18 protein-coding genes are annotated in these 20650 nt (G+C 56.8%); 7 read left to right on the top strand and 11 right to left on the bottom strand.

What is annotated here, in order from left to right:
• Positions 1–123 precede the first annotated feature (123 nt).
• Positions 124–246: a hypothetical protein gene (locus EKH49_RS17060; protein ID WP_255209577.1), complete on the bottom strand. Its 123-nt coding sequence runs from the start codon at positions 244–246 to the stop codon at positions 124–126.
• Positions 247–829: 583 nt separating this feature from the next.
• Positions 830–2281, bottom strand: coding sequence for a CCA tRNA nucleotidyltransferase (locus tag EKH49_RS11045; protein ID WP_128470873.1), 1452 nt, complete (start codon positions 2279–2281; stop codon positions 830–832).
• A gap of 124 nt (positions 2282–2405) precedes the next feature.
• Between EKH49_RS11045 and EKH49_RS11040 the strand changes: the two genes are divergently transcribed.
• From EKH49_RS11040 to EKH49_RS11015, 6 genes are all read left to right on the top strand, one after another.
• Positions 2406–2945 carry an NUDIX domain-containing protein gene (locus EKH49_RS11040; RefSeq protein ID WP_038992756.1) on the top strand — a complete coding sequence of 180 codons (540 nt, stop codon included), beginning with the start codon at positions 2406–2408 and terminating at the stop codon, positions 2943–2945.
• Positions 2929–4686, top strand: a complete 1758-nt coding sequence (gene murJ / locus EKH49_RS11035) for a murein biosynthesis integral membrane protein MurJ (protein ID WP_236641129.1) — start codon at positions 2929–2931, stop codon at positions 4684–4686. The genes EKH49_RS11040 and murJ overlap by 17 nt, the downstream gene beginning before the upstream one ends.
• A 126-nt stretch (positions 4687–4812) precedes the next feature.
• A complete protein-coding gene (locus EKH49_RS11030; protein WP_128470872.1) occupies positions 4813–6372 on the top strand; it encodes a hypothetical protein in 1560 nt (519 codons plus the stop codon).
• A 100-nt stretch (positions 6373–6472) separates the two neighbouring features.
• Positions 6473–7438 (top strand): thioredoxin-disulfide reductase, encoded by a 966-nt coding sequence (gene trxB / locus EKH49_RS11025; RefSeq protein ID WP_066142780.1) that lies wholly within the window; start codon positions 6473–6475, stop codon positions 7436–7438.
• A 28-nt stretch (positions 7439–7466) separates the two neighbouring features.
• Positions 7467–7790 carry a thioredoxin gene (trxA, locus tag EKH49_RS11020; RefSeq protein ID WP_038992752.1) on the top strand — a complete coding sequence of 108 codons (324 nt, stop codon included), beginning with the start codon at positions 7467–7469 and terminating at the stop codon, positions 7788–7790.
• Positions 7791–10263: 2473 nt separating this feature from the next.
• Positions 10264–10464 carry a hypothetical protein gene (locus EKH49_RS11015; protein ID WP_145964443.1) on the top strand — a complete coding sequence of 67 codons (201 nt, stop codon included), beginning with the start codon at positions 10264–10266 and terminating at the stop codon, positions 10462–10464.
• Between the two features lie 1748 nt (positions 10465–12212).
• On the opposite strand, the gene EKH49_RS11010 is transcribed toward EKH49_RS11015, so the two are convergent.
• From EKH49_RS11010 to rpmH, 9 genes are all read right to left on the bottom strand, one after another.
• Complete coding sequence (locus EKH49_RS11010) at positions 12213–12443, bottom strand: ATP-binding protein (RefSeq protein ID WP_201739597.1); 231 nt, start codon at positions 12441–12443, stop codon at positions 12213–12215.
• A 302-nt stretch (positions 12444–12745) separates the two neighbouring features.
• Entirely contained in the window at positions 12746–13939 is a 1194-nt protein-coding gene (locus EKH49_RS11005; RefSeq protein ID WP_128470870.1) for a ParB/RepB/Spo0J family partition protein, read from the bottom strand.
• Positions 13940–14135: 196 nt separating this feature from the next.
• Positions 14136–15059 carry a ParA family protein gene (locus EKH49_RS11000; protein WP_073707181.1) on the bottom strand — a complete coding sequence of 308 codons (924 nt, stop codon included), beginning with the start codon at positions 15057–15059 and terminating at the stop codon, positions 14136–14138.
• A 176-nt stretch (positions 15060–15235) separates the two neighbouring features.
• The gene (rsmG, locus tag EKH49_RS10995; protein WP_128470869.1) at positions 15236–15877 is read right to left on the bottom strand and encodes a 16S rRNA (guanine(527)-N(7))-methyltransferase RsmG; all 642 of its coding nucleotides are present in this window, start codon (positions 15875–15877) and stop codon (positions 15236–15238) included.
• A 46-nt stretch (positions 15878–15923) separates the two neighbouring features.
• Positions 15924–16451, bottom strand: a complete 528-nt coding sequence (locus tag EKH49_RS10990) for a Jag family protein (protein ID WP_038992744.1) — start codon at positions 16449–16451, stop codon at positions 15924–15926.
• 2 nt (positions 16452–16453) lie between these two features.
• Positions 16454–17428, bottom strand: a complete 975-nt coding sequence (gene yidC / locus EKH49_RS10985; RefSeq protein WP_128470868.1) for a membrane protein insertase YidC — start codon at positions 17426–17428, stop codon at positions 16454–16456.
• Positions 17428–17805, bottom strand: a complete 378-nt coding sequence (yidD, locus tag EKH49_RS10980) for a membrane protein insertion efficiency factor YidD (protein WP_128470867.1) — start codon at positions 17803–17805, stop codon at positions 17428–17430. Before yidD ends, yidC begins: the two co-directional genes overlap by 1 nt.
• Positions 17805–18158, bottom strand: a complete 354-nt coding sequence (gene rnpA, locus EKH49_RS10975) for a ribonuclease P protein component (protein WP_128470866.1) — start codon at positions 18156–18158, stop codon at positions 17805–17807. Before rnpA ends, yidD begins: the two co-directional genes overlap by 1 nt.
• 64 nt (positions 18159–18222) lie before the next feature.
• Positions 18223–18360, bottom strand: a complete 138-nt coding sequence (gene rpmH, locus EKH49_RS10970) for a 50S ribosomal protein L34 (protein WP_073707184.1) — start codon at positions 18358–18360, stop codon at positions 18223–18225.
• Between the two features lie 516 nt (positions 18361–18876).
• On the opposite strand from rpmH, the gene dnaA reads away from it, so the two are divergent.
• Entirely contained in the window at positions 18877–20313 is a 1437-nt protein-coding gene (gene dnaA, locus EKH49_RS10965; protein WP_128470865.1) for a chromosomal replication initiator protein DnaA, read from the top strand.
• Positions 20314–20650 lie beyond the last annotated feature (337 nt).

Below are 20650 nucleotides of genomic sequence, written 5' to 3'. Positions count from 1 at the left end.
GTTCTTTGGATGCGGAGAAGCCCGCCGGCTTGCAGGCCGGCGGGCCTCTGGGCGATGCATTGCGAGTTCATCATTGGTACCTCGGATTCTAGTTAGCTGGCAACGGTAATGGCGTTGCCAGGCCTAGCGAATTCGCAGGTACATTTCTGGTGGCACATGGTTCTTCAGCTCGCGCTGACGCATGCGGCGATTGAACTCGGTGCTGTCAAGGTTGGTGAACTTGCGCTTGTCTTGACGCTTTTTCATTTGTTGTCCCTCCCTTCGGTCAAAGTCGAAGGGGAGGGAAGATCTTGTCGCGTGGTTGAAATTGCGCGAGCTTTCAGGCTTTCTGGTCCTGCGAAGATTAATTCCGAGGTGCGAACTGCCCGTTGAGCGGATGAGGAGAACAGTGGACTGGACATGAAAAAAGTTCCTAAGGGTGAGAGTCGATTACTGACCTGCAACCTCAGGAACTTGAGCGGGATTTACCGTGAGCTAGGAATCCGCTTGTCCGGAGGTTGGGGAAATGCGCTTGCGCAGACGAGTCATTGGAGAGCCGCCATTAAATCGCGCTCCGCGATGAGTCTCTGTGTACCAAGTCGTATTAATCATTTCGCCACCTCCTAAAATCTGCTCTCGGCCGGCCATGGATGCCATGCGACCTGTCTGAAAATTTGTCTCGATCCGCAAGTCTCATTGAGACTTCCCAATCACAGTATTCAGCATACATGGATTATGCCCAATGCGCTACAAGCCAGAGCAAAAACTTTAAGCACTTTCCCGGGAATGGCGAAAGCACCTGGATCCATGCAGATTCCAGGTGCTCCTCCAACAGCAACCAGGCCAGAAGTTACCCCTCAGTAGGCGTTTCCTGGGCTTCGGGCTGCTCTTTCCACCACGCACGCAAGCGCTCCGTGGCGACCTCTTCACCCAACGGACCTTCGTCCATGCGCAGTTCCAGGAGGAACTTGTAGGCCCGGCCAACCACCTTGCCCGGCTTGATCCCCAGCAACCGCATGATCTGTTCGCCATCCAGATCAGGACGGATCGCCTGCAGCTCTTCCTGCTCGGCAATCTTCGCGATACGCGCCTCGAGGTCATCGTAGGCAAACGCCAGGCGGTCAGCCTTCTTGCGATTGCGCGTGGTGACGTCCGAACGGGTCAGGCGATGCAGATGCTCCAGCAAGTCGCCGGCATCGGTGACATAGCGGCGTACCGCCGAGTCGGTCCAGCCCGCTTCGCCGTACCCATAGAAGCGCATATGCAGCTCGACCAGGCGGGCCACGGCCTTGGTGGTGTCCTTGTCGAAACGCAAGGCGCGCATCCGCGCCTTCACGAGCTTTGAACCCACCATGTCGTGGTGGCGGAAGGAGACGGCGCCGCTGGGTTCGAACTTGCGGGTCGCAGGCTTGCCGATATCGTGCATCAGCGCCGCGAAGCGCAGCACGAAGTTCGGTCCGGGCACCGGTCCCGCTTCATCGGTTTCCAACGCCATCGCCTGCTTCAGCACGGTCAGCGAGTGCTGGTAGACGTCCTTGTGCCGGTGGTGCTCGTCGATCTCCAGACGCAGGGCCGACACTTCGGGCAGCACCTTGTCCGCCAGGCCGGTTTCCACCAGCAGGTCGATGCCCGTGCTCGGGTCGGCCCCGTTGATCAGCTTGACCAGCTCGTCGCGGATCCGTTCGGCGGAAATGATGTCGATTCGATCGGTCATTTCGCTCATGGCGCGGCGAACCTCGGGGCTGACTTCAATCTCCAGCTGCGAAGCGAATCGGGCGGCACGCATCATGCGCAGCGGATCATCGGAGAACGAGACATCAGGGGCACCGGGGGTGCGGATGGAACCGTCTTCCAGGGAACTCACGCCGTCGAAGGGATCCACCAGCTCGAGCTGGGGCAATCGCAGCGCCATCGAGTTCATGGTGAAGTCGCGGCGGAAGAGGTCATCGTGCAAGTTATCGCCAAAGGCGACGATGGGCTTGCGCGATTCCTTGTCATAGGCATCAGCGCGGTAGGTCGTGACCTCTAGCGTGTGCTCGCCCTTCTTGAAGGCAATCGTTCCGAACTCGCGCCCTACATCCCAGATGTTATCGGCCCAACCGGAAATTGCCTTGATGGTTTCTTCCGGACGTGCGCTCGTGGTGAAGTCCAGGTCCGGGGAGACGCGTCCCAGGTACAGATCGCGAACCGGCCCACCTACCAACGACAATTCATGGCCGGCCCGAACGAAACGGTCGGCCAAGTCGAAAATGACCGAGGGCAGGATCTGACGCAGCGCGTCAGGCGAGGGAAGTGCATGCATAGTTACTTAAGCGTGCCAGAAATCCGGCAAGAATGCTTGAGATTTCGGCGAATTTGCCTGCGAGATAACTTACTTGTCCACGTCGATCAGGCGGCTAGCGGCACTTTCTCGATAGAGTGGTTCTATGAACCGACCGATCCCGTCTGCCCCGAAGCGCACTCCATTGACTGCGTCAATGGCTCGCGCGCAGGCAACTGGCGGTCATACGAGCTTGCCGACAGTGGAAGAAGTCTCTTCCGGAGGCATCGTCATCGACTTCGACGACCCCAAGTTGCCAGTGGCAATTATTGCCCGCTACAACCGTGGCGGACGGCTGGAATGGTGCCTGCCCAAGGGCCACCCGGAGGGCGTGGAAACCAACGAGGAAGCGGCTATCCGCGAAATCGAGGAAGAGACCGGTATTGCCGGACGCATCCTCGCCCCGCTGGGTTCGGTCGATTACTGGTTCACCGTGACGAATTACCGTGTGCACAAGACCGTGCACCATTTTCTGCTGGAAGCTACCGGCGGGCATCTGACGATCGAGAATGATCCCGATCATGAAGCCGTCGATGTTGCCTGGGTGCCGCTGGGTTCCCTGGGCAAGCGCCTGTCCTTCCCCAATGAGCGCCGGATCGCCGATCTGGCACGCGAGGTCCTTACAAAGCATGTCCCAGGTTCCTAATCCAACTGCCGGCTTCGACCAGCCAAACACCGGAGCCACGGACATCGTCGCCGAACCTCCCCAGCAGCCTAAAGCCCAACCGGCAGGATCGCGTTCAAAGATCTATGCCCTGATGGCTTCCGGCACGATGGTTTCCCGGCTGCTGGGCTTCGTGCGCACGGCCTTGCTGGCGATGGCCATTGGTTCGGTCACCTCGGTGGCCGACATCTTTGAAAAAGCCAATGTCATCCCCACCATCATCTACATGCTCTTGGCCGGCGGCATTTTCAATGTCGTGCTCATCCCGCAGCTGATCAAGGCTTCCAAGGCGAAGGACCGCGGTGCGGCATACACGTCCAAGCTGGTCACGCTGACCGTGGTGGGCATGGGTATCCTGACCTTGATCCTCACGCTGTGCGCCAGGCCCTTGATCACGGTGCTCACCAATAACTGGACCGAGCCGATGATCGCGCTCGGAACGGCATTTGCCTACTGGTCGCTGCCGCAGATCTTCTTCTACGGGCTCTACGCGGTCCTGGGCCAGGTGCTGAACGCCAACGGCAGATTCGCCGCGTTCATGTGGGCCCCGGCGGTGAACAACGTCATCCAGCTGATCGTCATTGGCGCATTCATCCTGGCCTTCGGCGCCTACTCCTCTGGCGACCCGATGCAGGAGTGGAACGGGCTCAAGACCATGTGGTTGGCGGGCGGAGCCACCTTGGGCATCGTGCTGCAGTCGGTCGTGCTGTTCTGGCCGTTGAAGAAGACCGGGTTGAAGCTGACCCTGGACTTCCAGTGGCGCGGCATGGGCCTGCGCCATGTGGGCAAGCTGGCAATCTGGACGCTAGCGGCCATGGTGATCGGCAATCTTTCCTCGCTGGTCTACTCCAAGATCGTCTCCGGCTCTACCGCAGCTCGAGCGCAGCTGCCGCCCGAACAGGCCGCCTCGGTCGCCGGCGAGTACGCGCTGAATACCTCCCAGCTGATCACCGTGCTGCCGCATTCGCTATTCGCGCTGACTGTCGCCACCGTGCTGTTCAACGACTTCGCCCGGGCGTTCACCGAGAACCGCCGCAAGGATGTCGGCAAGCTGCTGAACCAGGGCATGCGCTCCACCGCAATTCCCATCGTGTTCTGCACGCTGGTCTTCATCGTGCTGGCCGGTCCGCTGGGCCGGCTGTTTGCCGGCAGCTCCGAGCATGCCGCGCAGGCCGCGGGCGCTTTGGGGCAGCTGCTGGTGCTCACCGCGCTTGGCCTGCCGTTCAAGTCCTTGCAGTTCTTCATGCTGCGCGTCTTCTATGCAGAGGAAGATACCCGCACCCCGATGCTGATCCAATCGGCCACCGCCGGACTCGGCTTGATCCTGGCGTTCACCGCGGCGGCCGTGGTCGACCCGCTGCATATCGCCGCCGCAATTGCCTTCATCTACGGCTTGACCAACGTGCTGACCTGCATCGGCACCCACTATCTGATCAAGCGCCGCTACGGCAGCTACGATGTTTCCTCGGTCATCGACACCTACATCCGAGTCGGGTGGATGGCTGCGCTGTCGGCCATCGTCGGCTGCATCGCGCTCTGGCTGCTGGGAGGATTCAGCTTCGGGTTCGCTTACGGTTCAGTAATCAGCGCTCTGATTTCGGTGGCTGTTGTCGCCCTGCTGATGGGCATCGTGTTCATCGGCCTGCTGCACAAGACCAAGGTTCCGGAGCTCCAGTCGTTCCTCGGTCCGATCCTGCGCAGAATCCCGGGATTGAATCGCTGAAAATCCGCTGAAACTTGCTAGTGATTCTGGGCAAATAGGCACCAAATAGCCGGAGCTGACCGGTAACATGACAGGTGGTGGTCTGCGGACCGCCACCGAACCAAATTCAACCCCTTGGAGATGCACGTGTCGCAGCCAATCGATGTCGGCTCTGTCCTCAGCGGCCGCTACCAGGTAACTGAGAGTGTCCTTTCATCATCTGAAGGAGACTTGGTACTCGGTGGCGTAGACCAGGTACTGAACCGGTCGGTCAGCATCATGGTGGCTTCCGTGGAGAATTCCTCGCAGCTGGCAACGAGCGCACGCGAGATCGCCATGGGCGAGCGCGCGTCGAACGTCCAGGTGCTGGATCTGGGCATCACCGATTCCAACCAGACCTACCTCGTGGCCAATACCGCGCGTTCCTCGGACCTGCTGGACCTGGTTCTGGAAACCGACGACGCTCCATACGTTGAGCCTTTCTTCACCGATACCCTGGGCACCGAGATCTTCGGCGAGTCCCGCCAGGCTGTCCCCGAAACCTACGAAGACGACAACGAGTACTACGAGCAGCTGCAGTACGAGGACGAACCAGAACATCAGGGCAAGATCGGTTCCGCCCTGGCTGGCGGCTTCGCGGGGCTGAAGAACCGCTTCGGCAAGAAGAACCAGGAACAGCCTGAAGAGGAGCAGTTCGACCAGACCGCTCCGAATGAACAGGTTCCCGATACCGTTGCCACCCCGGTTGCCCCTGCTGAAAAGCCAGCAGCTGAAGACAAGCCGAAGGTCACCCGACTGGACGACGACGAGCCGAACGTCACCGCAACTGCGGCGCTAGCCGCCGCGGCGCAGTCCAAGGGCAACACCCCGGCCAAGCCTGCCAAGGAAGAGCCGGCCAAGGAAGAAGAAAAGCCTGCAAAGAAGAAGGGCGCAGCGGCTGCTGCAGGTGCCGCCGCTGCCGCGCCTAAGGCCTCGACCTTCCCGGCAGCTGCCAAGAACGCTCCCGCGCAAGACCTGCAGGTCGACGAGCAGGAAGAGGAAGAAAGCGGTTCCAAGGGAACTCGCCTGCTCGTTGGCGCCGTATTGCTGATCGTGCTGGTCGTTGCCGTGGTCTTCGCCTTCAACTTCCTAGGTGGCGACAAGAACACCACCGCAGAGGGCGAGTCGCCAACTGCCGTGGAATCCTCGGAGAAGCCATCAGAGTCCGAGAAGGAAAAGGAACCAACCGAAGAGTCCTTGCCCGCCCCGAAGGTCGATGACGTGTCCCGCCTCGTTCCCGGCAACCAGCAGCTGAATTCCGAAACCGACGGCAAGCTGGGCCAGATGATCGACGGCAACGCCTCGAGCACCTACGCCACCTACTCGTACACCACAGCTGATTTTGGCGGCTTCGCTTCCAACATGGTCTTCATCCTGGAATTGGACGAGAAGTCCAAGATCTCCGAGGTCAACCTCGAGGGCCTGAACGGCACCGGCGGCAACTACGAGATCCTCGTCGGCGACTCCGACGATCTGGGCGACGCCAAGTCGGTAGCCAAGGGTTCATTCTCCGGACCTTCGGTGTCGGTAACTGTCAAGGGCGACGACAAGGACTACATGGAAGGGTCCCACGTATTCCTGGACATCACCGAGCTGCCTCGCAAGGCATCCGGTGGCAACGATTCGCGGCCATTCGGTCTGCAGATCGGTGAATTCTCCGCCAAGTAATAGAAGCGGAATTTTTTACGAAAGCAATGCGTTGAGGTGGATAGTGAGGTTAGACCTTGCTACCCACCTCGCATTATTAGAACGAAAGGGTTCTACCCCCGTGACTTCAGCACAGAACGACGAAATCCGCGACGTCATCATTGTCGGCTCCGGTCCGGCCGGTTACACCGCCGCGGTTTACACCGCCCGTGCGAATCTGAACCCACTAGTCATCGCAGGATCAGTCACCGCCGGCGGCGAACTGATGAACACCACCGACGTGGAAAACTTCCCGGGCTTCCCCGAGGGCATCATGGGCCCTGATCTGATGGACAACATGCAGAAGCAGGCCGAACGCTTCGGCGCCGAGATCCTCTTCGACGACGTCACAGAAATGAACCTCGAAGGCGAGATCAAGACGCTGTCCCTGGCCGACGGCACCGTCTACCGTGCCCGTGCTGTCATCGTCTCCACGGGCTCTGCCTACCGCGAGCTGGGTCTGGAAGATGAAAAGCGCCTCTCCGGCCATGGCGTCTCGTGGTGCGCCACCTGCGACGGGTTCTTCTTCCGCGAGCAGACCATCGCTGTGATCGGCGGTGGCGACTCGGCCATGGAAGAAGCACTGTTCCTGACAAAGTTCGCTTCCAAGGTCATCGTGGTGCACCGCCGCAACGAACTGCGCGCCTCGAAGATCATGGCCGACCGCGCCTTGGCCCACGAGAAGATCGAGTTCATCTGGGACTCGGAAGTCGTCGGCATCAACGGCGCAGAGAAGGTCGAGGGGCTGGTCGTGAAGAACCGCACCAGCGGCGAGGAAACCACCGTGGATGTCACCGGCATCTTCGTAGCCATCGGCAACGACCCTCGCGTGGATCTGGTCAAGGACCAGCTTGAGCTGACTTCCGAAGGCACCATCGCCGTTGAAGGCCGCTCTTCCAAGACCTCGCTGCCAGGTGTCTTCGCTGCCGGCGACGTGATCGACTCCACCTACCGCCAGGCCATCACCGCAGCCGGTTCGGGCTGCGCCGCGGCCCAGGACGTGGAGCACTACCTGGCCAACGTTTCCGAAACCCTCGCTACCGCCTAACAGATTTCTCAGAAAGGGGTTGTCTCTCATGAGCAACGCAAAAGCAGTAACTGAAGCAACCTTCCAGGCTGATGTCCTGGATGCCGAAAAGCCAGTCATCGTAGATTTCTGGGCTGAATGGTGCGGCCCTTGCCGCCAGCTCGGTCCGATCCTGGATCAGATCGCAGAAGAGCACGCTGCGAAGGTCGACGTCGTGAAGGTCAACGTCGATGAGAACCAGGCAATTGCCGCCAAGTACGGCATCACCAGCATCCCTGCCGTGTACGTGTTCAAGGGTGGCGAGCATGTTGCCACTTCCATCGGTGCCAAGCCAAAGGCTGTCATCGAGAAGGACTTTGCAGAATACCTGTAAGTCGATACGTCATTGGAGTGGAGACCAGCCGCAAGGTTGGTCTCCACTCCTGTTTTAACCGATGCCCTGTGAAAATCTAGCTAGTTCTCCCTTTCCGGCATTAGTTCCAGCCCTTACCCCAGCTCAGATGGGGCTGTTCTTTGATTTGAAGACGTTTTGACGACTAACGTTGAATTATCAACATGTAAAGTTTGCTTTTGGATTCTTGGTACTACTTTAGGACTTAATGCATCACTACTTGTCTTCGATGCGTCGAGGACGCACTTTCTGCTCGGATAATGGCTTGCCAAGTTCCAGGCATGCGTCGGTGATTCAGTGCTGTTCGTTCCGGTGCATTTTGCAACCAGCTCTGCGATGCAGGGACTGCCCGTCGGCAAGCTCTCGATCCCGAATGGTTCGTCTCCGACTTTCGAGCAGTGGCAGCAGAAGCACCATGCGGGTTCGGAAACGCATGCAGCATTCCTGTCTTTGAGAGAGCAGGACAGTTCCGTTCAGTGCCACCCTTGTATAGGTTCCTTCCATCATGCGACGACCTAAGCGATCGAGCCTGGCGCTCGAATGCATCGGCTGTCCCGGAGTACGACGAGCTTTCTTCCTATGTCCAGAGCAGGGGTTCCACCAGGACCGGCAGCCGAGTCTTCGCAAGGCAACTCCCGGCGCTGTGGAGCTACGCTCTTCAAAACCTGAGGCCTCATCTGTTCCGTTGGTAGGTGTTCAACGACCTGAGCCACGAGCAGATCTGCCAGCAGCTGTACCCGGTCCGCAACGGTCGCAGAATCCTGTTTGATCAACCAGACCGGGTCGTTCATGCATGAGGGACCCGGTTCGATACTCGAAGGTCCTGCCGTTCATGCACCGTGTCTCCGCCGACCACGCCAAAGACTCTGAACCGCAGAATACGGTCCACGACATGTCCCGAACGGTCTATCTGCACGACCTATTCGAATACGGGCTACCTCAACAGTCGTCCGCAGAGCCGGAGTCACTCAGGATCGGTATGAGCTGATAAGGATGTCCCATGGCCTGGCATGATCTCAGTCGCCGGCAAACAATCCAACGCGTATCTGGTCGTCGCCCGCGTGCCGTTCAATCTTGGCACCTTCAAAGAGTTCCGTCTTGATACGACCTCTCTTCTAGAATGCCGTGCCAAGCAACCTTGTTCAGCGCGTTCGAAGGCAGTCCCCCCGGGATCGTAATCGCTTACCCTAAAGCTGCCTTCCTCCAATACGATGCCAGCGGTGATATCGCCCTCAACGATGGACTACTTCCACCTGACCGAGCCCAAGAGCGCTGCAGTGTTCCGGGATCACTTATCGTCTATCGGCGTCTCGCATGCTGTGGCCTATTGTCAGATCGTTACCCATAATCGCCCACCCAAAACAGATGCGAAGTTCTTCCTCCGAGGGACCAGTCCGCGATGGACATCAACTGTTGTCGCCCGCATTGCCCACCATATTCAAAGGGACAAACGCCTGGATCCACGGACAAGTGGCATAGCTGTGTGACGGCAGAAACGGGCTTACTTGACTGGGTTCTCTCTCGATGGCGTGGGCATGCAAATTGGCCTGTGGTGCCCGTCCTCGGTCTCGGAAGTTCAGCTCAAATCAAAGCGTCTACAGCCACAGATCTAACGCTATTGTCGCTTCGTTGATCCTGTTCTGCGCCATCAGTGCGCTACTCTCCTCAGCAAAGCCTCTACGGGCCCGTGTAGCGATCCAGGAGCCTATGGAACCTCTTGGTACTCGCCTGGTAGATGGAAGGCTCTCAGTGGCGCTTCTGATGCTCGTAGCACTTATGAATGCGATTTGATCATCACACTCCATGACTGCACTTGACGCTCACCAGACGAACCCCTGTTAGAGACGAGTACATACGAATGAAGCGCGCGGCACCGCGGCAGACCGTGCGTACTGGTCGGGATTACGTTCTGGTTATACGTCCAGATTCATTGATTGCGCGCCTACACGGAATACTGTCCGTGTACGTCGAACACCGGATAGTTATTCCCGATGTCTCTTCCGATCTGCCTATGCAGTTCTAGTTATGGCAACTCGGCTATCGTCAGGACATCCACCCCTCTGATCCTTCCCCTGTGATCATTCGCCATTCCAGCTTGGATGGAACTTCCAGCGACTTGCGTGGTCATTTCATTGTGCATGGCTTTGGAAACGAGGTGTCTTTTAGGTGGTTTTCCTTGTTTCACGTGAAACACGTTTCCAGCGGTTAGTCTCGAAGGTCCTGAATGGTTCATCGATTAATGTTTCACGTGAAACGGTGCCAAAAGGCGGCTGTTTTCGGCCTGCGTCTATGTGAGTATTTAGCTATTTTGGAAGCCGCCACTCTTCCGATTCAGGGTCGCTCGCGGTGTACTCCATTATTGTCACTCGGAGCCACCAAACACGATTCGTCCAAACAACCCTGTATAAGCTCCCGGCCCGTGCAACAGACTTTCTCGTAGAACAAGCCATGTTCAATGGCACGCGTGAATGACGTTAATGCTCCAGCTTCGCGCCTAGGCTTGGTCAGGACGATTCTTCACACCCACACCCGAGGCATCTCCCCCAGCGGAGTCAGCGAAGCATGCAGCGCCTCCTCGCAAAGCTGGGAGCGCCTCCAGGACATGAGCGGCAAAAAGCGCTGCTATCTGCAATTCCTTGGCCGCAACCAGCTCTAAAGCGTGTTGTCCCATCAGTACTGGAGCATCGTCTACACGGATCTTGGTTAGGTCCGCGCCTACCTCAAGCTTTGCACGATGACTACGCACGACAGGATAGGTCCATCGAACCGCATTCAAGGGCTACAACAAGTTCTGGTCCTCCTACCATCATCTTTCACTTCTGGCCTTGGCCATCTCCAGAGTCGAGCACAAAGCAGGCAAAACCATCGAGGCTGACGGCCAGAAGCCATCATGACCCTGCACTCCCCCTTTCAATGTCCAACGGTCCAAGTATTCATCACGACTTCAAGGACACCGCACTCCCGTTAGATTGCAGGTCAGGTTCATGCCACTCCCCTACCCAGCAGAATGTATTCACCGGATTCAGTCATGTACAGTAACCCTAAAGCTCGAAGTCGATGTCCTGAAAGCTGATTCGAATGCAAATGAGTGATAGCCATCGAAACGAAACCATTCAAGGACATGGCGCGGATAGAAATCTTCGACTAATGGCGACTATGGACATGAATGGATTGCGTCCGACTCACAGCAACTCTTGAAAGTCGAGATTGTCTCCTGACCAGGTCTGCAAACCGCTCGTTGCTTGACTCTGCCAATTCCGGCTATTCCGAGGAGAACGGAGAAATCCAAGCAAGCCAGACTACGGCCACCGAATGACACTCGTCCTCGTTTCAGGCCCTGCAGATCCGTGGATGGGTGCGGCATGTTGATTGCTCGATAGGTTACTTCGGAGCACTGGCCAATAATCACAGCCGAAGGCATATCGATCGAACCGGCTGGCAGAAGGTCTATGTTTCACGTGAAACTTATTGTCATGAATCACGACGTAAGCGGACTAGCCGCGAAGATCCACAGGAGAAATTCTTTCCCTCGTTTCATACGTAGGTTCATCATCGGCTACCCAGGCATGGCTATCAGTCTGACTATTCGAGCAGCGCCTCAGGGCGGTGCAACACCGGACCGGTGTTTGTCATTAAAGAACGCAACGCACCAAGCCAAAAGTTTCGGTCTAGACAGATTCGTGATCGACGCCAACCATTTCATGACTGCATCAGAAGATCACGCCTAATCCGGGTGGAGTCATCAAGTCCTAGAGTCCGGATCGAGTACTGGAAATCAGTCTCACCGAAACTTATCATTTTTACATGATCCAGTGAACGAACGAGTAGTCTCCGTGCCGACGGAGACAGCAACTTCTCATCGGTTACATTCTGGCCGGCATTTTCAATCTCTCCCACAACACAGCTTCACTCGAATCATAGATCCGCAGGTAACTGATTATTTGCCTCTTTGTGAGCCACTGCAATTTCGATTCAGAGTCACCCGTGGGAAACGCCGTTATTGTCGCTCAGAGCCACCGAGTATTTTTCGTCAGAGCCACCTCACCCCAGTCAAGTTCGGTTTAGTACATTTCGCGAGCACTCCCCCAAGGGCTTACGACGGTTCCCTGACCCTCCCGCAACTCCTTGGAAACGCCTCAGGAGTCGGTAAGCACATCGTCAGTTGCGAAAGCTTTCTCGTTGCAACTGCGATGAAAGCCCTATGGAGAGGCAAGGACACTAACTGAGATGCTCCTAGTGCGGAGCTTGGGACATCGCGTGATACTGAGGAGTATTCGAAGGTTCTAGAGCCACCAAAATTGCGGTTCGGCGCCACCCGTTATTGCCGTTCAGAGCCACCAGTCCGACGTGGCTGTCCAGCCGGTGGCTCTGGACGAAGAATTCCATCATGAAGACAAGAGGTTCCTAGCTTCCGGTATTCGAGTACGCTTCGCGCATGTTGAACCCACCAGTCTCGACCCAGATCATGTTGTGCACGACGTGGTCCATGATCGCATCAGCCAGCGCACCGGTGCCGAGCCTGGCATGCCAGTGCGACTGCTTGTACTGCGTGCAGAATATCGCCGAGGCGCTGTCATACCGTCGCTCCATGAGCTCGAAAATGAAACGCGTGAACTCTCCGCTGGGCGGATCCAAAAGCCATTCGCCGAGGTGGCTCTGAAGCAGAGTATCTGGTCACTCTGGATGGCAATGTTGGCGGCTCCCAAGGAGCCAAATATTCAACTGATTATTCGGGCCGAAGGAAGTTCTTGCATCCAGCGTTCAGGGTTGTACGTCCCCAGAGATTCTAATCCAGTGGCAACATCTGCTGACCAACTGCTCCTTCACCACTTCCTAATTACTGGCCACGGATCCCCAACATTTGTTTCACATGAAACAGCATTTTGGTCATAGAGAAGGCGCATGTTTCACGTGAAACATGCGCCTTCTCTATGTAATTACGAGTTCATCGTTGGATCGATAACCTGCATGATGCGGTTCAGATCATCGACTGAAGCGAACTCGATACTGACCTTGCCCTTGCGGCTGCCAAGTTGAATCTTCACGTTAGTGTCCAAGCGGTCCGCAAGCGATGTGGCCAAGAAGTCCAAGCGCTCATTGCGCTGGGTCTCACGCGCCTTCTTGGCTGGCTTGCGCGGTTTATCATCGCTCAGGGCAACTGCTTCTTCAGTCGCCCGCACAGACAGACCCTCATTGATGATCCGTTGGGCCAACTGTTCAATGACTTCATTGTTGGACAGTCCAAGCAAGGCCCGTGCATGGCCAGCCGAGAGAACCCCAGCTGCAACGCGACGTTGAACGAGAGGGGGCAGCTTCATCAAACGGATCGTGTTGGAAATCTGCGAACGCGATCGACCAATTCGTTCGGAAAGCACTTCCTGCGTGCAATTGAACTCTTCTAGAAGCTGCTGGTAGGCAGCGGCCTCTTCCAGCGGATTGAGCTGCGAGCGGTGCAAGTTCTCGAGCAGCGCATCGCGCAACAAATCGGTGTCTTGCGTGTCCCGAATGATCGCCGGGATGGTCGCCAGGCCGGCGGCCTGCGTTGCACGCCAACGACGTTCACCCATGACCAGTTCGTATGGGGCGTCATCTTTCTCGCGCGAAGGGCGGACAACGATAGGCTGAAGCAGTCCAATTTCACGGATGGAATGGATGAGCTCATCCATGTGCTCCTGGTCGAAGTTGGTTCGCGGCTGCTTGCGATTCGGGTGGATGAGCTTGACGTCGAGTTCAGCGAACTGAGCGCCAGGAACTTCAACAAGATCCGAAGATTCTGGGCTGACAGTCGTTTGCTGATTCTTCTTAGGTGCGGGCTTCTCAGCCGATGCATCATCCTCGCGCGCAGGAGAACTCTTCGTCCCAAGAGTCGTGTTCAAGCCAGGCATCGTTGCTCGAGCACGCTTTGCCGGCTTAGCAGCAGTAGTTGGTGACTTCGGTGTTGAGGACTTGCGTCCCGGTTCGAAGAACATATCGACTGGACGTGCTGCGCGTGGCTTCGACGCTTCCGCAACGGGCTCTGCGGGCGATGTTTCACGTGAAACATCCTGCTTCTCCTCTGAAGCTGCCGTCGTCGGCGAGCTGGAAATGAGGGCACCTAGTCCCCTACCCAAGCCCCGCTTCTTGTCTGCCATGTTCTTCGCACGCCCTTTCATCCGAAATTTCAGCCCGAGACTAGTCTACTGTTTATTGGCATCGATCCGGGGATGCGCACAGTGCGTCACCCACGGCTTTCGCCATGAGTGTTAGCTATCAGCCACGGTCACATGTCTAAAACAAACTAAAACCTAAGAGAAACGACTCTAGGGGTTTAAATGCCCTTCTACGGGCCTACGCGCCCCGTTCAGCCATCTCTAGGGCTGCTTCGGAGTACGACAGGGCGCCGGTCGAGTTCGGGTCATAAGTAATAACGGTCTGCTGATAGCTCGGAGCTTCAGAGATTCGCACCGAACGCGGAATGACAGCCTTGAGCACCTGCTCCGGGAAGTGCTCCCGAACTTCGTTAGCTACCTGTGCAGCAAGATTAGTGCGACCGTCATACATGGTCAGCAAAATCGTCGAGACTGTCAGCTTGGAGTTCAGGTGCTTCTGGATCATCTCGATGTTCTTCAGCAGCTGGCTCAAACCTTCCAGCGCGTAGTACTCGCACTGGATAGGGATGAGAACTTCACGGGCGGCAACGAAGGCGTTGACGGTTAGCAGGCCCAAGCTCGGTGGGCAGTCGATGAAGACATAGTCCAGGCGAGGCAGTCCCTCACGCTGGCGAGTCCGTGCGTAATCGTCCAGAGCGCGCTGCAGACGCTGTTCGCGAGCTACCAGAGAAACCAATTCGATCTCTGCACCCGCCAAGTGGATCGTTGCCGGAGCGACCTGCAAGGTTGGCAGGTCTGGGCACGTAGCTACGACATCAGACAATGGAAGATCGTTGATTAGCACATCGTAAATGCTGTCCACCTCAGCATGATGCTCGATACCCAGCGCGGTTGAAGCGTTGCCCTGCGGATCGATGTCGATCACCAGGACGTTCAGTCCGCCCTTGGCCAGAGCGGCAGCAAGGTTGACGGTGGTCGTCGTCTTGCCGACGCCGCCCTTCTGGTTGGAAATCGTGAAATAGCGGGTCTTCTCGGGCGTTGGCACCTTACGGGCCTCCAAAGCTTCGCGACGACGATGTTCACTAGCTATTTGAGTAGCCAGGGGCGAGGACGAGTCGTTGAAATCAAACGCGCTATCCGATGAATCCTTAGTCTTAGACAAAGGTAAAACTCCTCCTCGTGAAGTGGTGCGCCTAATACTCATAGCGTGCACCGATAATGTTTCACGTGAAACATTCAAAACAAGTCATGCAGATTGCGAAATGGCTTCATCCTCGAATACACGAGGATGAAAGCCATTTCGCTTCTATAACTATTTAACAGACTATCGCGTCAACCTTAGCCAACCTTGATGCGAACCACCGTTGTCGGTTCTGCAAGGATGGTTTCGCCCACAGTAAGCACTTCGGCTTCCTTGCCACCGAGCTTGCGGATGGCCTTGGTTGCCTTGGCGATTTCCTCGGCAGCCGAGCGCCCCTTGATCGCAATCAGCTCGCCCTGTCCATGCAGCAGTGGAATGGTCAGTCCGGCCAAGTTGGTCAGTGCAGATACGGCACGGGCCGTGACATAGCGTGCGTTGACCACGTCAACCATCTGCTCTGCACGGCCACGCATTACCGTGACGTTGGTCAGACCCAGATCCTCAATCACCTCGGAAAGCCAGATGCAGCGGCGCTCCAGAGGCTCAATCAGCGTCAGCTTGAGGTCCGGGCGGGCAATTGCCAAGCAAAGCCCTGGAAGGCCTGCTCCGGAGCCTACGTCGGCTACCTCGGCATCCTTGTCCATGACCTCTTCGATCACTGCGCAGTTGAGCACGTGGCGGGACCACAGGCGGGGTACTTCGCGCGGACCCAGCAGCCCGCGTTCAATGCCAGAGGTCGCCAGATGCTCTACATAGCGCTTGGCAAGATCCAAGCGGTCACCGAAGATCTTCTCGGCAGCCACGGTCTCTTCTGCAGTAAGGCTGAGGTCCTCAGTCATTGTCGTTGGTCCTTAGGTCGATCAGCACGCGGTCGCGTGATGGTTCTTAGCTGTCCAGTACCGAGATGACGATATGGCGTCGGGTCGATTCACCCTCGGATTCCGAGTGCAGTCCTGCATCGGCGATGACGTCGTGAACGAGCTTGCGCTCGTAGGCGCTCATCGGATCCAAGTGGACCTTCTCGCCGGTCTCGCGTACCGAGGCAATGGCGTCTTCAGCAATCTTGCGCAGCAGATCTGCACGCTCTGCACGGTAGCCGGCAATGTCCAGGATCAGGCGCGAACGCTCACCGGTAGCCGTCAGCACTGCGAGCCGGGTGAGTTCCTGCAGCGCGTCGAGGACTTCGCCATCCTTGCCTACCAGGCTCTCCAGCGACGCGTCATCGTCCTCGGTAAGGATCGAAATGTAGGTGCGGCCGCCACGGATTTCGATGTCGATGTCGCCGTCCAGATCAGCGATATCCAGAAGCTCTTCAAGGTAGTCGGCTGCGACGTCGCCTTCGTCCAGAACTTCCTGATCGTCATCGATCTGGTTCTCAAGGTCGGGCGCGTCGATATTCTCAGTTGCAGTCATGGCTACTTCTTCTTTCGACGGTTCTTGCGCTGCGGTTGCTGACGCTGGCCCTTGGCCTGCTGCTCCGCTGCGGCTGCTGCAGCGGCGTCAGCGTCTTCCTTCTTCATGCCTACTGGAGGCAGGCCCTTGGCGGCGCGGCGGGCGTTGAGCTCGCGCTCCGCTTCCGAGCCAGGGGTTGGGTTGTTGCGGATAACCCAGAACTGCTGACCCAGGGTCCACAGGTTCGATGCGGTCCAGTAGATCAGCACACCGATTGGGAAGTTGATGCCACCGATGCCGAAGACCAGAGGCAGGATGTACAGCATCATCTTCTGCTGCTGCATGAATGGGCCCTGCAGGGCTTCCTGGCTCATATTCTTGGTCATCAGCTGGCGCTGGGTGAAGAACTGCGATGCGGTCATGGCAAGTATCATGACGACGGCAACGATGATGACGGCCCAGTTAATAGCGCCGGAGTTGATGGTGCCCAAGAAGGTCTCGGACAGTGGAGCACCCAGGATGGTGGAACCGTCGAAGCTGCGGATGTGCTCAGCGGACAGTGCGCCGATAGAACGGCCGTCATCGCTAGCGCGCGATGCTTCATTCAGTACGCGGAACAGTGCGAAGAAGAATGGCATCTGCACGAGCAGAGGCAGGCAGGAAGACAGCGGGTTGGTCTTATGCTTCTTGAACAGCGCCTGCTGTTCCTGCACCATGGCCTGGCGCGAAAGCTGGTCGGTCTTGCCCTTGTACTTTGCCTGCAGCTTGCGAAGGTCAGGCTGCAGTGCCTGCATCGCGCGCTGGGACTTGATCTGCTTGACGAAGACTGGGATCAGCAATGTACGGATCAGCAGCACGAGGAAGATGATCGACAGGGTCCAGGTAACACCCGAATCCGCGTTCATTCCAATCGCGGTGAACAGTTCGTGGAAGGCCCACAGAACCCACGAGACTACGTATGTAAACGGAGTCAGTATCGTGTCTAGGAAGTTGTTCATCAGTGGTCGAGCTCCTTGCGGCCGCTTTCCGCGGCGTCTTCATCGTCGGGAATCACAGGATGATTCAGAACTATGATCCTCGGCAGTTTGCCTTCTGGCCAAATCCTCGGTCCCTCAGGAACGTGGTCGACGCCTCCGTGGGACCACGGATTGCACCGGAGGATCCGCCAAGTGGTCAATCCGGCGCCTTTGACAACACCGTGCTGAGTCACTGCTTCGAGCCCATAGGCAGAACAGCTAGGAAAGTATCGGCATACATCGCCGTACAGCGGCGAGATGATTTTTCGGTAAGTTTTGAGCAACCCGATAACGATGTTGCGTGGGATATCGATGATGAACCACAGCAAACCGGTACGCGGAGCTGAATCCTTGCGCATCAGCGCGCCTCGATCTTGCGCAAAACAGCGGAGAAGGCTGAATTCATCTGGGCGTTGAGTTCTTCCCAGGAGAGTTCGGCAGCGCCAGGAAGTGCACGGAAGACGAAATCGACATTCCCGTCCACGCGCCGAAGCTCATGGCCGATCTCTCGCATCCGTCGTTTGGTGAGATTCCTTTTAACGGCAATACCTACAGCCTTGGAAACAATGAATCCAAACCTGTCGCCGAGGAACTCTTCGGTTACTCGGGGGCGTGCATATAGCACGACGTTCCGGCGTCCGCTTCGGACACCGGAACGTACAGTGGCTGTAAGGTCTTGCGCTAGGCGCAGTCGCTGATTCTTAGGCAACATCTGTTTCGCGTTGCTCTTTAGCTGAGCTCGTTGAAATCATGCTGCCAAGAGCTGCTTCGCAAATTTATGCGGACAGCTCGGCGCGACCCTTGCCGCGACGTGCCGAAAGGATGGCACGACCTGCACGGGTACGCATACGAAGGCGGAAGCCGTGCTTCTTCGAACGACGGCGGTTGTTAGGCTGAAAAGTCCGCTTGCTCACGGTGACACTCCAAAACGATTTAGATGATGCGTACTACCCGTTGACCAGCTAGCTCGATAACAACAGGATGACGCTCGTGTTTTCTTATAAAATGCGCTTTCTCGCGGGCTCTTCCAAAATGAGCAAGTCGCAAAAAGGTGCGCATAGGACTGAATAACAATAGAAAAATATGCGCCCTGGGTCAAATTGGTGCGCAACTTCAGCCCCGGCTCCCCTGCTCGGGTGCCGGCCTGTGAATAATCTACCTCAAAGTTGTGGATTACGACTGTGTATAACGAAAGAAACTTCACATATTTCCACAAAACAGCTAGTCATCTCGCGAGGAAAAACGCTTGATTTCATGGGAAAACCTGTTTTCCACAGTAATAACACCCTGATTTTCCATGCAGCTGTGCATAACTGTGTGGATGATGGATAGAATCAATGCAGACGTGGTCCAAAAAACGACGTTTAGGAAGCCTGGGAACGGGATTCTTGTGACCAAGATTGCATTCGAACGGAAGCGGGGCGCCCTTAGTGAGCAGCGACGAGACCAATAGTATTGGTAGCTCTTGGCGCCAAGTCATCCGGAAGATCGAAGATGATGACCGGGTCAAGGCGCGTTACCGCGCCTTCGTATCGCTGGCTAAACCGCAAGGTCTCATCGGCACTACGCTCTTGGTTGCGGTGCCCAACGACCTCACGCGCGATATTCTGCAGACCCAGTTGCGCGAGCCGCTGGATGACGCATTGCGGGAAGTATTCCAGGATGATATCCGCTGCGCCGTCAGCGTTGATCTCTCGCTGTCGGATGAGCTGGAAGAAGAGGAGCCTGAGGCCAAGCCTGCTGCGCCGTCCGCGCCGGCGGTTGTCGAGACTCCTGGTCCTCGCCCACAGCCGGCACCGCAGCCGACTCCGCCATCGAACTCTCAGGAGTTCGGCCGCCTGAACCCGAAGTACATCTTCGATACCTTCGTGATCGGTTCGTCGAACCGCTTTGCCCATGCGGCGGCCGTCGCTGTTGCCGAAGCGCCGGCCAAGGCCTACAACCCGCTGTTCATCTACGGCGATTCCGGTCTGGGCAAGACCCACCTGCTGCACGCAATCGGGCACTACGCACGCCATCTCTACAAAGGCATCCGCGTGCGCTACGTGAATTCTGAAGAGTTCACCAACGATTTCATCAACTCGATCCGCGACGACGAGGGTGCAAGCTTCAAGCAGACGTACCGCAACGTCGATATTCTGCTCATTGACGACATCCAGTTCTTGGCCAACAAGGATGCTACCCAGGAAGAGTTCTTCCACACCTTCAATGCGTTGCATAACCACAACAAGCAGGTGGTCATCACCTCGGATCTTCCTCCCAAGCAGCTGCAGGGCTTCGAAGATCGCATGCGTTCGCGCTTCGAGTGGGGCCTGCTGACCGATATCCAGCCGCCAGAGCTCGAGACCCGTATCGCAATTTTGCGTAAGAAGGCGGACGCCGAGAACCTTTCGGCGCCAAGCGACGTCATGGAGTACATCGCTTCACGCATTTCCACGAACATCCGCGAGCTCGAAGGTGCGCTGATCCGCGTCACCGCTTTCGCGTCGCTGAATAACCAGCCGGTGGACCTGGCCTTGGCCGAAACCGTGCTCAAGGACTTGATCAGCGAAGACGGCGCACAAGAAATTACTCCGTCGACCATCATCAAGCAGACCGCCGAGTACTTCGGGCTGAGCATTGACGAGCTGAATAGCAAATCCCGTACTCGTACTTTGGTCACCGCACGCCAGATCGCCATGTACTTGCTGCGTGAGCTGACCGACATGTCATTGCCGAAGATTGGTGCAGAACTGGGCGGCCGCGACCACACCACCGTGATTCACGCCGATCGCAAGATCCGCGAACTGATGGCTGAACGACGAGCGATATTTAATCAGGTCACCGAGCTGACAAACAGAATTAAGCAGAGCCAGCGGGAGCTCTGAAGCAGAGAAATCACAGGTGTGGATAAAACTGTGGATCATCTGGTGAAGGATTGCGGATAAGTTCACGAACCATGTGGACGTTAAAAATCGTGAAACTGAGTATCAACAAGTTGGTGGAACCGAGTCTCATGTTCAACCACAGATTGTTCACATGCACAATTGGCGGAAGATCTGGGGGAATGGGCCTTATCCACAGTATCCACAAGGGTTATTAACACTTCTCCTTTAAATCCTTAATCCTCCAAATAACGAGTCCACTGTTCACCCTCGAGCCAAAACTTGTGCAGAACGGATTTTTTGTTGCATCGTCCACACTCCGTTCACTGAGCTGACGTTG

The organism is Glutamicibacter sp. HZAU, assembly GCF_004100365.1.
Lineage (GTDB): Bacteria > Actinomycetota > Actinomycetes > Actinomycetales > Micrococcaceae > Glutamicibacter > Glutamicibacter nicotianae.
The sequence above is the reverse complement of the archived record's forward strand: the minus strand, read 5'-3'. Positions and strand labels throughout refer to the sequence as shown.